General features: G+C 41.2%; 13 protein-coding genes. 11 read left to right on the top strand and 2 right to left on the bottom strand.

From position 1 onward, the window contains the following. The first annotated feature begins 23 nt into the window (after positions 1 to 23). The 11 genes from purF to ahpF all read left to right on the top strand — a co-directional run bounded on the left by purF (position 24) and on the right by ahpF (position 12935). Positions 24 to 1562: an amidophosphoribosyltransferase gene (gene purF / locus PJ15_RS16540; protein WP_005257025.1), complete on the top strand. Its 1539-nt coding sequence runs from the start codon at positions 24 to 26 to the stop codon at positions 1560 to 1562. A 101-nt stretch (positions 1563 to 1663) separates the two neighbouring features. Continuing rightward, on the top strand, positions 1664 to 3553 hold the full coding sequence (locus PJ15_RS16545) for a M48 family metalloprotease (RefSeq protein WP_171067985.1): 1890 nt from the start codon (positions 1664 to 1666) through the stop codon (positions 3551 to 3553). Positions 3554 to 3679: 126 nt separating this feature from the next. Beyond that, the gene (locus tag PJ15_RS16550) at positions 3680 to 4480 is read left to right on the top strand and encodes an undecaprenyl-diphosphate phosphatase (protein WP_047432673.1); all 801 of its coding nucleotides are present in this window, start codon (positions 3680 to 3682) and stop codon (positions 4478 to 4480) included. 108 nt (positions 4481 to 4588) lie between these two features. Further along, on the top strand, positions 4589 to 5386 hold the full coding sequence (locus tag PJ15_RS16555) for a PaaX family transcriptional regulator C-terminal domain-containing protein (RefSeq protein WP_004771721.1): 798 nt from the start codon (positions 4589 to 4591) through the stop codon (positions 5384 to 5386). Positions 5387 to 5512: 126 nt separating this feature from the next. Further along, the gene (locus PJ15_RS16560) at positions 5513 to 6496 is read left to right on the top strand and encodes a fatty acid desaturase family protein (protein ID WP_047432675.1); all 984 of its coding nucleotides are present in this window, start codon (positions 5513 to 5515) and stop codon (positions 6494 to 6496) included. A 59-nt stretch (positions 6497 to 6555) separates the two neighbouring features. Further along, positions 6556 to 6978 carry a PaaI family thioesterase gene (locus PJ15_RS16565; protein ID WP_047432677.1) on the top strand — a complete coding sequence of 141 codons (423 nt, stop codon included), beginning with the start codon at positions 6556 to 6558 and terminating at the stop codon, positions 6976 to 6978. Between the two features lie 153 nt (positions 6979 to 7131). After that, positions 7132 to 8124, top strand: a complete 993-nt coding sequence (locus PJ15_RS16570) for a putative solute-binding protein (RefSeq protein ID WP_047432679.1) — start codon at positions 7132 to 7134, stop codon at positions 8122 to 8124. Positions 8125 to 8299: 175 nt separating this feature from the next. Next, a complete protein-coding gene (locus tag PJ15_RS16575) occupies positions 8300 to 9076 on the top strand; it encodes a hypothetical protein (protein ID WP_047432887.1) in 777 nt (258 codons plus the stop codon). A gap of 12 nt (positions 9077 to 9088) precedes the next feature. Beyond that, positions 9089 to 10213 (top strand): toxic anion resistance protein, encoded by a 1125-nt coding sequence (locus PJ15_RS16580; RefSeq protein WP_047432681.1) that lies wholly within the window; start codon positions 9089 to 9091, stop codon positions 10211 to 10213. 27 nt (positions 10214 to 10240) lie between these two features. After that, positions 10241 to 11155, top strand: coding sequence for a hypothetical protein (locus tag PJ15_RS16585; RefSeq protein WP_047432683.1), 915 nt, complete (start codon positions 10241 to 10243; stop codon positions 11153 to 11155). Positions 11156 to 11369: 214 nt separating this feature from the next. Further along, positions 11370 to 12935: an alkyl hydroperoxide reductase subunit F gene (ahpF, locus tag PJ15_RS16590; RefSeq protein ID WP_047432685.1), complete on the top strand. Its 1566-nt coding sequence runs from the start codon at positions 11370 to 11372 to the stop codon at positions 12933 to 12935. Positions 12936 to 12986: 51 nt separating this feature from the next. Here ahpF and PJ15_RS16595 read toward each other — a convergent pair whose 3' ends face one another. Both PJ15_RS16595 and PJ15_RS16600 read right to left on the bottom strand, forming a co-directional pair. Beyond that, positions 12987 to 15011, bottom strand: a complete 2025-nt coding sequence (locus PJ15_RS16595; RefSeq protein WP_047432687.1) for an esterase/lipase family protein — start codon at positions 15009 to 15011, stop codon at positions 12987 to 12989. Positions 15012 to 15132: 121 nt separating this feature from the next. Beyond that, positions 15133 to 16032, bottom strand: coding sequence for an ABUW_2363 family tetratricopeptide repeat lipoprotein (locus PJ15_RS16600; protein ID WP_047432689.1), 900 nt, complete (start codon positions 16030 to 16032; stop codon positions 15133 to 15135). Between the last annotated feature and the right edge of the window lie 35 nt (positions 16033 to 16067).

Consider the following 16067-nt stretch of genomic DNA (forward strand, 5'->3'; position numbering starts at 1 on the left):
CGCTAGCTTGTCGCGAGGTTGCTATGTGTGGAGTTGTTGGGATAGCCGGTAAATCACCAGTGAACCAAATGTTATTTGATGCCTTAACGATGCTGCAACATCGAGGACAGGATGCCGCAGGAATCGTAACCTGCCACCAAGGGCGTTTATTTCTCCGCAAAGATAACGGTATGGTACGCGATGTATTCCATACCCGTCATATGCGTGCATTGCTTGGGAACTACGGGATTGGACATGTGCGTTACCCAACCGCAGGTTCATCAAGCAGTGCTGAAGCGCAGCCGTTCTATGTAAACTCTCCGTACGGGATTACCCTTGCACACAATGGTAACCTGACCAATGCCGCAGAAATTCATGATGACCTGTTTAAAACAGATTTACGTCACATGAATACGGATTCCGATTCAGAAGTTCTGCTCAATGTCTTTGCGCATGAATTACAGAAGATTCGTACTTTAAATCCAACGCCAGACGATATTTTCCACACTGTTTCTCGTGTACATGAACGTTGCAAAGGCGCTTATGGCGTGGTTGCCATGATCACAGGCCACGGCTTGGTCGGTTTCCGTGATCCGAATGGTATTCGTCCTCTAGTGTATGGTTCTCGCGAAACTGAACAAGGGACTGAGTATATTATTGCTTCTGAATCGGTTGCGATTACGGCGCTTGGTTTTAAAGTAGAGCGTGATATTGCGCCTGGCGAAGCGATTTTCATTGATGAGAATGGACAGCTGTTTAGCAAGCAATGCGCTGCAAATCCTGAATATCGCCCATGTATTTTCGAATACGTGTATTTTGCTCGTCCAGATGCAACGATCGATGGTATTTCAGTATATAAAGCCCGTTTAAAAATGGGTGAGAAGCTGGCGTATAAGATTTTGAAAGAATGGGGTGAGGAGCACGATATTGATGTTGTGATTCCAATTCCCGATACCAGCCGTACCTCTGCTTTAGAATTGGCAAATATTCTGGGTGTGAAATTCCGTGAAGGTTTTATGAAAAACCGTTATATCGGACGTACCTTCATTATGCCGGGTCAGCAACAACGTAAAAAATCAGTTCGTCAAAAATTGAACCCTGTAGAGCTTGAGTTTAAAGACAAGAATGTTCTATTGGTCGATGACTCGATTGTACGTGGTACCACATGTAACGAAATTATCCAGATGGCACGTGATTCTGGTGCGAAGAAAGTATTCTTTGCTTCAGCTGCGCCAATGGTGAAATATCCAAATGTGTATGGTATTGATATGCCAGCGAAGGCTGAACTGATTGCCTCAGGCCGTACAGTTGAAGAAATCCGTGAAAATATTGGTGCAGACCGTCTGGTTTTCCAAGATTTGGAAGATTTGAAAAATGCAGTTCGTACCAGCAAAGTGCCAGATTTAACTGAGTTTGATTGTTCAGTGTTTGATGGTATTTATGTGGCGGGTGGAATCGACAAGGATTACCTTGATAAACTCGAGCAAAAACGTAGCGACTCTGCAAAAAATAAACTAGATAGCTATATCGATGTGAATATTGATGCCGCTTCGGTTGATTTAACTGGAATCAAAGAAGAGTAATCATCTTAATCTATAGAAAAGCGGGAATTTCCCGCTTTTTTATTTTATGATAACGGATACGGAAGTCCTAAACAGAAACAATGTAATCAGGAAAATTTACATTGAGAGAAATGAGCCATTACTTAATCGAAAATAAGAATATTGCATGGTCAATGAGCTTTTGTTGGCTGGCGATGTTGTTGACTGTTTTTATTCTTAATCTAATTTTAGGTTTGGTCGTCCATTTCTTCGATTATACGCAGCCGATCTGGTGGCATGTTCTTAGTCCTTATTTTATTCTCTTGCTTATTTTTGTGTTGTTCTGGTCGGTTGGTGCAGAACTTTATGTGCTACGTGAAGGCGGGCATTCGCTTGCCAAGCAATTAAAGGCCAGACGTCTGGTATTTGATGAAAGTACACCCGAAGAAAGTACGGCATTAAAAATTGTAGAGCAAGTGGCCAAAAGCTTCTCTATCGATCCTCCTGCGGTCTATGTTTTGCCTGATGAAGTCGGTGTAAATGCCTTGACTGCTGGTTTTAGGTCGCAAGATATTGTGATTATCCTGACTTGGGGTGCTTTACAAAATCTTGATGAACTGGAACTATATGGTTTGCTTAGCTATGAGTTTAACCAGATTTTATCTGGTGAAGCAGTTGAAAATACCAAGCTTAAACTTTTGTATAGTGGCCTAACGACCTTTAGCCAATGGGGAAGTAAGCTGGCTCAAGCGGGTTATAGTCCTTATGCAACGTCTTATCGCAATAAGTTTGAAACCATTTTTGTCGCGATAGGTGGGGTGATTTGGCTGATTGGAAGTTTAGGGATTTTAATTACCCGTGCAATTAAATATCTGACTTTAAGTGGGCGAACCTTTCGCAATGATCTCAAGACCATGCGATTGATGAATAATAATGCCAATATTCAAACCCTATTAAGGATTTACGTCCATCATTCGGGCTCGCAAATTCACAGTGCCTATTCTGAATCTATTTCGCATATGTGCTTTGCAAACTCATTGAGTCCACAAAGCTGGATGAATATTCATCCCAGTATTAAAGATCGAATCTATGAATTGAATCCGACTTTATTGCAAGATTTACAATTAGAAAATCTAAGAAAATTACGTAATCGTCCTTTGTTTAGCTTGTTTCGTTCGCTGGAAGAAGAAACCGCTGACATTACGACGCCTTGGAGTTCACCACAGCCTTTACCGCTGTTGCGTTTATCACCGATTAGTTTCGCGTTGAATGATGCGATTAAGCCGCTTAATCCAGAAATACGTAAAAATAAGAAACGTCCTGAACTCATTCAGCGTGCGATGCAAACCGCAACAGGTTCGCGAGAGGTGATGGTTGCGATTTTAATGATCCGTCAATATCGCGAATTTATTCCACAGGATGCACCTGTGAGCCATGCCATTGTCGATGCTTTATTGAATCTGGATGGTCGTATTCATGTGCAGATTTTCCATGATGCCTGTAAGAATATTGGGCATATGCCAGCCAGTATTGCCCGTCAATTTCTGACGAAGTTGGCGTGTATTATTCAGGAAGATGGGGAAGTAGGGTTATTGGATGCCTTATTGCTTGAAAGGGTTAAAAATGAGCTCAATTTAATGCCCGCCCATCTACCTGCTGCTTTTGAAGATGTGAAATCTCAGATTGTGCATCTGATTGATGCCTTGTTGCATGTCCAGCAAATCAACAGTCCGAATCAACTTGAAGTACGTGAACGTATTTTGCAACTGCTTTTGACTGAAGAGGAAATGCAAACCTATGCGGATATTTCAGATGAGCCATTGGATCTGGCTGAAATCCTGAATGATGTGTCAGGGTTGTTATTGCGGGATCGTCTCAATATTTTGTCCATTGCAGAAAGATGCCTCTGGAATGACCGTATTATTACCCAAGATGAGTTAGATGTTTTGGAACTTTTATATTGGCGTCTGGGTTTTGATACGCATGAAGTGGTCGAACAAATGCAAAAGAAAAATAGTCTGATGATTATTTAAGAGATATTTATGTACATGCGTGCTTTTTTGATAAAAACGTTACGTGACAATCACATAAAATGATGCCATTTCAAGGTAAGCTTGCCGTTTATTTTTATTCTTGTATTACGTGCTTTTGAGTAATTTATGGAACATATTGAAATTTTAAAAGCCTTATTTTTAGGCTTTATTGAGGGTTTAACCGAATTCCTACCCATTTCAAGTACAGGTCATTTGATTTTATTTGGTCATATGATCGACTTTCATTCAGATGACGGTCGTGTTTTTGAAGTTGTGATTCAGCTTGGCGCGATTCTGGCGGTATGCTGGTTATATCGACAAAAGATTTTTGACTTGGTCAAAGGTTTTTTTAGTGGCGATGCAGAAGCGCGACATTTTGTTTTTAGTGTTTTATTGGCGTTTATTCCGGCGGTGGTGATTGGGGTATTTGCAGTCGATTTTATTAAGAGCGTATTGTTTAGTCCTCTTGTGGTTGCAGTCGCTTTAATTGTCGGTGGTCTGATCATTTTCTGGGTTGAATCAATTAAATTTGATCATAAAACCACGGATGCGACCAAGATTACCTATAAGCAGGCTTTTCTGGTGGGTTGTGCGCAGTGTGTGGCCATGATTCCGGGAACCTCGCGTTCAGGTGCGACCATTGTCGGTGGGATGTTCTCGGGCTTGTCTCGTAAAGCAGCAACCGAGTTTTCCTTCTTCTTGGCGATGCCAACCATGTTGGGTGCAGCGGTATTTGATTTGGCACGTAATGCTGATGTGCTAACGCAAGACAATATGCTGAATATTGCGGTGGGTTTTGTGGCTGCCTTTATTTCGGCACTGTTTGTGGTCAGTGCATTGGTAAAATTTGTTGAACGACACACATTACGTGTGTTTGCTTGGTACCGTATTGTTCTCGGTATTATTTTGTTGTTTGTTTTCCTATAAAAAATAAAAAACTCTCCCTTTTTGCAAATGCGAAAAGGGAGATTCTCAGTTAAGATTCCCATCTCTTATTTCTAATCTTTCATATTCCTATATGGGTTCGACTGCAAGATGACAATAGCTAAAATGAATGCCCGTGATTTAATTATTGATTTACTTCTGGGGCTACAAGGACGTGCGATTTCAATTAAGCAGATTATTGTCGCGGCAAGACTATTCGACATCAGTGAGAACAGCATTCGCGTAGCGGTTACTCGTTTATCGAGTGATGGCGTCATAGAAGCGATTGAGCGCGGCGTGTATCAGTTTACAGTGCAGTCGCATGAATGGGCTGATGTCATGTTGAATCGTAAACAAGGGATTAAACAGACCAAACGCTGGAATCATCAATATTTGGCAGTATTTACGGGGGAGTTGGGGCGTGTTGATCGTACTGCTTTAAATCGTCGGGAAAGAGCATTAAAACATTTTGGTTTTAAAGAGCTTGAACAGGGAATTTATATTCGTCCAGATAATCTGGCAATTGGCTTTGATCAGTTATTTTCAGAATTAAAATCTTCAGGTTTAGAAGAGACCGCAAAAATCTGCCAAATTAACCATTTTGATGCGACAACTTTAGCGAATTTGCCAAAACTCTGGACGACCCAGACTTTAAACCAGAATTATGAAAAATATTGTCAGATGATCCAGCAGTGGTTAGCGACTGTACCACAACTCTCCTTAGAGGATGCCGCTCGAGAGTCGTTATTACTTGGACGACAAACGATTTCTTTATTGATGAATGATCCTTTGTTACCAGAAGATTTTGTGGATGTACAGCTCCGACAACAGTTTGCTGAAAGTGTGCAACGTCTTGATCAGACAGGTCTGGATGCATGGCGTAAATTCTATGAAAATCATGTTGAGTAAAGGTTGATTACAAATATTACAGATAATTTAATTTTAATTTATTGACAGAAATATTACTAAGTTTAAAATAAAAATATAAATTGTGTAGTTTTATAAGAATAGAACACATTCTGACAGGATAGAGAGATGAATACACGCGTTGCAATTAGTGACTTATTCAGTAGAGAGGAAATTACTGAACTCACCGCTAAATCAGATTTGCATGGCAGTTGGGCTGTGTTCTCAACTTGGGCAGTCATTGGTGGGACTTTTGCTGCAGTAGCAAGTTCATGGGAATATTTGCCTGCTTGGGGCAAATTACTGATGTGTATTGCAGCATTGGTCATTTTGGCAGGACGTCAATTGGCACTGGCAATTATCATGCATGACGCATCTCATCAAAGTCTGTTTAAAACCAAATGGCTCAATGACACTTTAACTGACTGGTTATGTGCACGTCCGATCTGGAATGATCTACATAAATATCGTGCCCATCACATGCGTCATCACAGTAAAACCTCAACAATGGATGATCCTGATTTATCCCTTGTGACGGGCTTTCCGACCTCTAAGAAATCTTTAATGCGTAAATTTATACGTGATTTATCCGGAGTGACTGGATTTAAATTTGCGGTTGGTCGTGTGTTGATGGATATTGAGAAAATGGAGTGGACGGTTTCCAATGATCGTCGCTGGATTTCTCAGGAAGGCAAACACTGGACTGATTATCCGAAAGCATTCCTTAAAAATAGTGGCGGGGCAATTGCCACCAATGCAGCGTTATTTTCAGCCCTATGGGCGGCAGGTCATCCTAAACTTTATGCATTGTGGGTTGTGGCATATTTAACACCATTTCCTTTATTTCTCAGAGTTCGTTCAATGGCAGAGCATGCTGGCATGGCGAGCAGTCCTTGTGCTTTAACCAATACCCGTACCACCAAAGCAGGCTATCTTGCACGCGCTTTGGTTGCACCGATTAATGTTAACTATCATAAAGAACATCATTTGATGGCTGCGGTACCTTACTTTAAACTGCCAAAAGTGCATCAAATGCTACGTGAACGTGGTCATGTGGGTGAACCGCCAAGCTATTGGCAGGTATTAAATGAGCTTTCTAATCAGGCTGATTAGATGGGAAACTCAAGCATTACAGTTTAAGAAAGATATAGCTGGAACAATAGGAATAATGCATGGCAGCAACAAAAGATGAAATTATGGGATTTTTGGCGCAGGAATTTCCGCAAGCGTTGATGAAAAGTACCATTGAAGAGATTACACCAAGAGGTGCACAGCTGCTTTATCGTGTTGATGCAGGAGATTTGCGGCCTGGACAGACGGTTTCAGGGCCGACTTTAATGCTGGTTGCAGATTACGTGCTGTATATTGCCATTCTGGGACATTTAGGTCTGGTCGCGATGGCCGTGACAACCAATATGACCATTAACTTTTTCCGTAAACCAAATGGCAATCGCGATATTCGAGCTGTCTGTAAGTTGATAAAAGTGGGTAAAACCTTAGTTACAGGCGAGGTCTGGTTGTATTCGCTGGATGATGAAGAACCTGTGGCACATGTCATTGGAACTTATGCGCTACCACAAAAACCAACAGATTAAATCTTAAAACCGAACCGATTAATCAGTTGATTTAAATCATCTACTCGATTTTTATTGACTGCAAATCTATTAAAAAAATAAATCGCGTCATAGGATCACGCCGCTAAATCAGGTGAGATGAATAGATAATAAATCTTATCTGGGAAGAACGAGATGATAATTAAAAACGGTTTGATTGCTTTGGCATTGCTTGGATTTGCTGTTACTACGCAGGCCAAGCAAACAGTGTGTGTATTCGATCCTGTGGGTAAATCGGGCGATGCTTTTGCATTGGCAAAGGATTATGCGCTTGAAGCCAAAAAATGGGGCGCGGATATCGATTTACGTGCCTATGTCGATGAACGTGTTGCCGCAGAAGATTTGAAAGTTGGACAATGCGATGGTGCGATTATCAGTGGTTTACGGGGGCGACAGTTCAATAAATATGTCGGTTCTCTGGATGCAATTGGCGCATTAACCGATTTAAAAACGGCAATTTTAGCCTATCAAATTTTATCCAAGCCGCAAGCTGCAAAAAGTATGATCAATGGGCCTTATGAAATTGCCGGGCTTGGTACGATTGGGCCTGCTTATCTGTTTGTTTCTGACCGCAGTATCAATACCTTAGCTAAGGCTGCGGGCAAGAAAGTCGGGGTCTTTGCCTATGACGAGGCACAACCGAAGCTAGTCGCTCAAGTCGGTGCCCAAGCAGTTTCTGTGGATGTGACCAATGCAGGTGCCAAATTTAACAATCATCAGATTGATATTGTCCCTGCACCAATTGTTGCCTATAAGCCGTTTGAACTTTATAAGGGTTTGGGAGATAAAGGTGGAATCGTAAAATTTCCACTGACTCAAATTTCAGCAAATTTTATTATTCGCAAGGATAAGTTTCCAGCAGGATTTGGACAAAAGTCACGTGAATGGGTAGCAGGTCAACTCGGTCGTACTTTTAATATTATCGCCAAATATGAAAAGGAAATACCTGCAAAATACTGGATGAATATTTCACCTGAAGAGCAGGTGAACTATATGAAAATGATGCGTGAGGCACGTATTTCCCTTACCAAAGCAGGTATCTACGATCCCAAAATGATGAACTTCTTGAAGAAGGTTCGTTGTAAACAAAATCCAAATAGTTTTGAGTGTGCACTGAATGATGAATAAATCATGAATCAGGCTCGGTATAACCCTCTTTATTGATTGTAATTTAGAGGGTTTTTGCTTTTTAATCTGGCAATAAATTTTAAAAAACATAACAACAATGCTGTATGCGAAAGTGCGAGAACATGCTACAAATAAACCTGTCCAAATTTATTTGTACCCACGATTTTTAACTTATATGACGATACCGCCCGACTTAATACCTTTATCGCAAATTGAGTCAAATCAAGAACATATTTTAGCGATCAAGCGTAATGATTTAGTGCCTTTATTAAACGATCCACATCGTTTAAATCATTATGCAGATCATTTGGTGCAAGCACAGAGTGTCCTGCTCAATGGCGTTGATCCAAAGCTGAATCAGCAACTGAGCGAAGTGATTAGTCAGATTATTCAGCAGCTTTCGGTTTCAAAAAAATATCTGGGTGGGCGTCGCTTCAATGCATTGCAAAAATGGTTGGGGATTGATGTCGAATATGATGCTGGGCAAGTCAAATATGTCAAAGATTTAGATCGTTTGATTAATGAAGCCAATCATTTGAGTCAGCGCTTACAGATCGAAATTCAGAAATCTCAATCACGTTTGCAGCAGGCATTGGGGTTGCGCGAGCAGATGGCAGCTTATATTCAGGCCGCGGATGAGTTTTTAAAAGAATATCCTCAATTTAGCAAACAGCAGGTGCTGGACCATTTTGTTGAGCGACTTTCGAAAAAAGTGAATACATTACAAACTTTGCAAAGCAGTAATGATATTGCGATGAAGCAAATGCAATTGTCCCAGCATTTATCCTTTAGTCTTTTAGACCGTTTTAAAGAAGCGCAACAGGTCTTAATTCCTGCATGGCAATATCATTTGAAGCAAAGTCGTGAGTCTAGCTCATCGGCGACCATTGAACAACTGGACAAGAGTCGAGAAAACTTGATTCAGAATTTGAAAAAATCATTACAGAAATAAGAGGGGAATATCATGTCAGATTCAGAACTTAGCAAAGTATCTCATGAACTTGAACTCAAGCCTGAGCAACGTTTTGAGCAACTCAATCTAAAAGAATTGGGTTTACAGTCACAAGACCTTGCCGAAGTGATGGATGCCCATAAAGAGTTGGCAGAGATTAGCACAACTGTTGTGGCAGAGTATGGCAAAAATATTGCCAATAAGACCTCGACTTATACCGATGAGTTATTAAGTCTGGTGCAAAATAAAGATCTGGATAGCACGGGGCAAAAACTCAACGAAGTGGTTCAGGTGGCCCAGCAACTGAATACTTCAAGTATCCTGAATAAATCAAAAAGCTCAGGTTTTTTTGGTGGCTTACTGAGCAAACTTAAGGGCGCCAAACAAAATTTTGACCAGCATTTTAATACCACCAAAGAACAAATTGATGTGTTGGTTAAGGAAATTGAAAGTTCGCAATCAGGCTTAAAGGCGCGTGTTGGTACGCTTGATAAAATGTTTGATGCCGTACAGGATGAATATAAGCAGTTGGGCATATACATTGCAGCAGGTCAATTGAAGCAGCAAGATATCCAGCAGCAGATTTCAGCATTGACCTCTCAAGAGCAGGATCAGCAGACTACACAGCAGATTTATGATCTGAATCATTTGGCCAATAATCTTGAAAAGCGGGTGAGTGATTTACAGGTTTTACAACAGTCTGCGATGCAAACATTGCCAATGATCCGAATTATCCAGTCGAATAACCTGATGCTGGTCGATAAGTTCTATGCGATTAAAAACATCACTTTGCCAGCTTGGAAAAATCAGATTAGTCTGGCGATTTCATTGCAAGAGCAGAAGAATAGCGTACAACTTGCCAAAGCCATCGATGACACCACCAATGAGTTATTACGTCGTAATGCCGAGTTACTTCATCAAAACTCGGTCGATACAGCGAAAGCGAATCAGCGTTCAGTGATTGATGTGGAAACACTTGAACATGTTCAAAACACCCTCATTAAAACAGTAAACGATGTGATTCAGATCCAGAAGGAAGGCATGCAGAAACGTGCCGAAGCCACAACACGGTTACGTGCATTGCAGGATAGTTTGAATCATCTGGTGCTGGAGAATAGTCAGCCACCTCAATCTTGATACGATTAATTTTTGAAGGAAAGATCATTGTCACCGATAGACGATTTTAGTGTACAGCCGCTTGGCCAGCGTTTAGATGTGTTAAAAAAACGTCAGCGCCATTTAATGATCTGGTTTTTTCTGACCAGTACTCTAGCGGTTGTTACCATTGCATTGCTCTTTTTTCAGAAAGAATTTATCTATCGTTTCTTTGATCTTTCCATGCAGGTTCAGGCGCTAGATTTGCCTTATCATGTACAGGAATTAATTCCTTTTAAACAGCCTGTCGATTATTTCTTTAATTTATTGTCATGGTTTGGCTGGCTGTTTTTAAAAATATTTGTCTCATTCCTCGGTGCTTTTTTTCTTGTGAGCTGGGCGAAGAAAATCAAGTTTTTTCAGCAGCGTTTTCAAGCATGGACACAGCGCTTTCTGGCATGGATTATTTCGTTTATCCTGCTTTGGTCTGGTTTGAGTTACATCCAGTATGACTGGAAAGATGAAACCAAACAGGCCTATCAGCAGTGGATGAGTTATCAAAATAATATTGTGGAAAGTCAAATTGCGCAGGATTTACAGCAAGCTGATATTTCTTCGACTGAAAAAGCCTATGTCTTGGCACAAGTGGCTTTATTGCATCAACCTGTTGATCGTAAGACCGCCAATATCTATGTGAACCAGCTGATTGATGCTGAAAAAAATGATCCGCTTTTGTTTAAAAAATACGATTTTAAACCTGAGCAGTTGTGGGTGATGCAGCAGCAACTTTATGGCAAAAGCATTACTGCACTTACACAACCGCTAGATCTACGTGCCCAGCAGGCTGAGCGTGTTTCCCATATTGTGACTGTCATTTTGTGGGGAATCGTCATATTAGTCTTGGCTTTAAGCGCAGTTTTATATGTGCTGGCCAAACATTTGAAAAATCGTAGAAATCGAATTAGTCAAAAGCTTGAGTATTAATGGGTTTTTATGCTCATAACACACTGTAGCGGGTAGAGCCATTTACCCTTGAGCTAGCCCGCTTAAGATGTATCAGATAGTTTGATTTGTTTTTGATAGGTTTATTCGATCAAAATAATAAAAACATACTGTTTTACCTATTTATGGTTTTTGCGTAGTATAGCTTCATTGAATAAATTTACTGATTTAAAAGTCTTAGGGTTTGGAGAAATACATGTTAGATCAAAATATTAAAACTCAATTAAAAGCTTATTTAGAACGTTTAGAAAGTCCGATCGAACTGGTTGCTGCTTTAGATGACTCAGATAAAGCAGAAAAAATCAAAGAACTGGTGACTGAAATCGCGGAACTTTCTGATCAGGTTACGGCGCGTTTTGACGGTTCAAACGCTCGCCGTCCTAGTTTCGGTGTAGCGAAAGCAGGCGAACAACCGCGTGTGTTCTTTGCAGGCTTACCGATGGGACATGAGTTTACCTCTTTGATCTTGGCATTGTTACAAGTCTCTGGTTATGCACCAAAAGTGTCTGATGAAGTCTTGGCTCAGATCAAAGGCTTAAACTTGACTGCAAACTTTGATGTGTTTGTTTCATTGAGCTGCCATAACTGTCCAGATGTAGTGCAAGCGCTCAACTTGATCGCGATTAACAATCCAAATACCACGGCAACCATGATTGATGGTGCTTTCTTCCAAGATGAAGTAGAAGAACGCAAAATTCTGGCTGTACCAATGGTATTCCAAGACAATGAACATATCGGTCAAGGTCGTATGACGTTGGAAGAAATCGTTGCCAAGTTAGATACCAACTCTGCCGAGAAAGATGCAGCGGCTATCAATGCCAAAGATGCGTTTGATGTGTTGGTCATCGGGGGTGGCCCAGCAGGTGGTACTGCGGCGATCTATGCAGCACGTAAAGGCATTAAAACAGGTATTGTGGCTGAACGCTTTGGCGGTCAGGTGATGGATACCATGGATATTGAAAACTTTACTACTGTGCAAAAAACGGTAGGTCCTAAGTTTGCTCAGGATATGGAAGCGCATGTCCGTGAATACGGCGTGGATATCATGAACCTGCAACGTGTCAGCAAGATCACAGGTGCAGATCAAACCGCAAATGGTCTGGTTGAAGTTGAACTGGAAAATGGTGCCAAGCTTGAATCGAAAACCATCATTCTTTCAACTGGCGCACGCTGGAGAGAGATGAATGTTCCGGGTGAAGCAGAATACCGTACCCGTGGTGTCGCATATTGCCCACACTGTGATGGCCCATTGTTCAAAGGCAAACGTGTTGCGGTGATTGGTGGTGGTAACTCGGGTGTAGAAGCCGCGATTGACCTTGCAGGAATCGTTGAGCATGTAACTCTGGTTGAGTTTGATACCAAGCTTCGTGCCGATCAAGTGTTGCAAGACAAGTTAAACAGCTTGCCAAATACCACAGTAATCATGAATGCATTGAGTACAGAAGTGGTCGGTGATGGAGCTCAAGTAACAGCATTAAAATACAAAGATCGTGCGACTGATGTTGAACATACAGTTGAGCTTGCAGGGATCTTTGTACAGATTGGGTTATTGCCAAACACGGATTTCTTAAAGAACAGTGCTGTCGAGTTGAGCAACCGTGGTGAGATCGTGATTAATGATCGTAACGAAACCAGTGTTAAGGGGGTATTTGCCGCAGGTGACTGTACTACAGTGCCATACAAGCAAATTATCATTGCCACAGGTGAAGGCGCCAAAGCATCACTTTCTGCCTTTGATTATATGATCCGTTCTGGCGTATAAGGGATGTGATCAAAAAAAGCCCCAATAATGATTGGGGCTTTTTTATTGCATTTAGTTCTTTGGTTTATATAAACCATGATCAACCAGATGTTCACGTAAAATACGACGAAGTTCTAATACTGCCTCAGGGGTTTCCTGAATGGAATGACCACCTTTGAAAATCTTTTCAGACACAGCACCATCTAAATGTGCACTTTTATAAGGAACAATTCCGTCGGTGATGACATTCGGATCATCACTTTTGGTAATGTTGCCCATAATTGAATGAAAAACCAAACCTTTTTCTGGTGGGATCGTTGCGGTTAATTCCATAAATTTAGATTTTTTGCTCAGATCACTTGGGCCATTCTGGATCACGTCATTGGTCAAGGTTTTGACGAAATCCTTAAGATCCATGTCATCACTAGTAAGTGTATCCGCTAAGGTTGTCAAGAATGTAGCAGGGAGCTTGATAATCTTACGGGCTGCCAAGGTAAACCAGCGATCAGCATAGTCTGTACCACGATGTGGGGCTGCCAAGAAAATGGCACGATCAAAGTTCGTAATCGGTTCCATCTTGAGACGCTCGCCAATCACAGGATGCTTTCTCAAACGTGCCTGTTGGCGGCTGTTCATCATGGTCAATGCTTCTTTGGAAATATCAGCATTGCTGACCAAAAGACGGCTAATGATCCCGCCCATACTATGACCAATTAAAACCGCATCCTGAGCAGCGGCATCTTTAGGATTTAGTGAGCCAAAGGCTTGCTTTAACACGGCATAGATTTGAAAACGGCTTTCCAGAATAGGCATATTGGTCGAATAAAAGACTTGCCAAACCTGATAGTGCTCGCGCAATACCGCATCACCCATAATGTCGTTGGTTACGGCAATCCACGCTTCTGGGCTACTTGCCAGACCATGCACCAGTACAATCACTTTCTTGTTCGGATTATAAGGTTCAAGCATATATAAATGCGGCATGGTGAGGTGCTGATCGCGGTCAATTAAAGTTAAATAAGCGGCAGTTCCTAAATTATTTTCAGCCAGCCAAAGCCCATAAGGCGCAGAGAAATTGGCGGCCAGAGAGTATTCTTTTCCAGCAATATTTACTTTCTCTACACTATATGGATCGTAAACCTTGACTTCAAATTCTGGACTATTAAGCACATCGTCAACCGTTGCGGTTGTCTTTTTAGGTTGTGCAATAATGGTTGCAGCCAGATAACGTGCCTTATGAATATTTGGATTAACCCCATTTGGATAGTTGTAGCTTAACGGATCAAGGATATATTTATTTTCACCATGAGCAGCGCCATCGCTCGAAGGAAATACAGCCACGAAATCTGAACCGAAACCATCTCGACGGTTAATCGCTCTTAACCCAGAAAAGTTCATGTTATAGCTAGAAATAAACTTCTCGAGCTGCATGTTCTGCAAGCGTTGATAGGACTGAATATCGATGGTGTATGTGCTTTTACCAATTTTAATCGTTGGTGTAATGGTTTTAGATGGGTTTCTTAAACTATGGACATTGACCATTTTGGTCAACGCCTGATTATAGAAATCCCGAATTTGAACTTGTCTGTTATCAAAAATCCGTTCCTGCGGCTGGCGGGCAGTCTTAAACAAATAAGCATAACTGTAGCGAATACTTTTATCTAAAGCTTCAAGCTCCTGATCCAGACAGTTTTCATAGGTTTTCTGAATAGCTTTTTGTTCTTCTTCAGCTTTATGTTTGGTGAGTTTACTGACTTTACATTCAGAGGAGTCAGAAAGACTCATGGCTTTTGAAAGATATAATTCGCTGGCAGTAGATAAAAGTTGCTCATCCTGAATCTGCGGAATCTTATGCAGATCTGCAATACATTCATTAGGAGTCTGCATGCAGACTTTTGCTTCTTTGCCAGACATCGACAGGACATTGAGGCTGGCTTCGCTCAATTTTTTCTGTGTCAGAATACTATTACGCTCGTTCGCGATCGTCACATTGAGGTCTTGCTGTTTTAGACTGACGACCTGACAACCACTCATCACCATAGTACTGAGTAGGCTGATCGCAAATAAACGTTTATTCGGGGTAAATGCTAGCTTCATAAATCAGCAAGTTGGCTGGGAGATTGTAGCTATAATACGAAAATCGAATGTTTTTTCAATCATCCATAAAAAAATAGACTGTACACGACAGTCTATTTTTCATTACAGAATGGGACAGTAATTAGTTCAATACTTGCCAAACATTCCAGCGTTTTCCAGATTCAACTTCTTTGATCAAACGATCAGTAACTTCAGCTTCATCTGGGTAATTGATTTTGTAGTTCTTTAAGGTTTGAAGCGCATTTTTCTTTTGCTCTAACCAGAGATAGTTGTTAGCAGCAGAAAGATAAGCTTCTTGAACACCGCCTTTCATTGCCTTATCTAAATAAGGAATTGCTTCACGTTGACCGCCACCTTCAGACAAGCCAAAACCAAACCAGAAGTTTGTTTCAGCATCATTTGGGTTCATTGCAAGAATACGTTGAGCATAGGTCAATGATTTGGTGGTGTACGCTGTACCCAAATCCATATTACGTGCCATCACGCTTGCTTTAAAAGCACGTGTCAGTACGTCAATAGAGGCATTTGGTTTTTCTGCCAAAGCATCTAGTTTTTGAGTTGTTTCTTTCAACTTCGCTTCATAGCCTTTACGTTCTTGACGGTCAGGGAAGCGAGGTGGATAGTGGCGTGCCTTACCTTCAACCAGTTGTAGGAAGTCATCAATCTCAGTCACATCGACTTCATTTTCACCAGCAAGAACGGCATATTTTACATTGCGTTGTTTGCTGTCGATCGTCGGAACGATGAGTTTGTTGATATCTAATGTGGTGGTTTTTGACGGGTCATTTTGTAATGACACAACCATTTTAGTCACAGGCTGAGCAGCAGCATCTTTAATCGCAACTTCGAAGCTTGGTGGTGCATCATATTTGATTGGATTTAAAGCATAGAACGGTGCTGTCGGTTCTGGCTCTTTGAATACAAATGGCTCAGAAGCTTTATCTTTTTTGACTGGGGCGATGCCACAGGCGGTTAAAAAAGAAGTTGAAAGTACAAGTAATGCCAAAGGCTTAAAATTCATGCTTACATCCATTAATTTTAGTTAAATGAGAAGTA

It is taken from the genome of Acinetobacter sp. neg1 (assembly GCF_000788125.1).
GTDB classification, from domain to species: domain Bacteria; phylum Pseudomonadota; class Gammaproteobacteria; order Pseudomonadales; family Moraxellaceae; genus Acinetobacter; species Acinetobacter vivianii.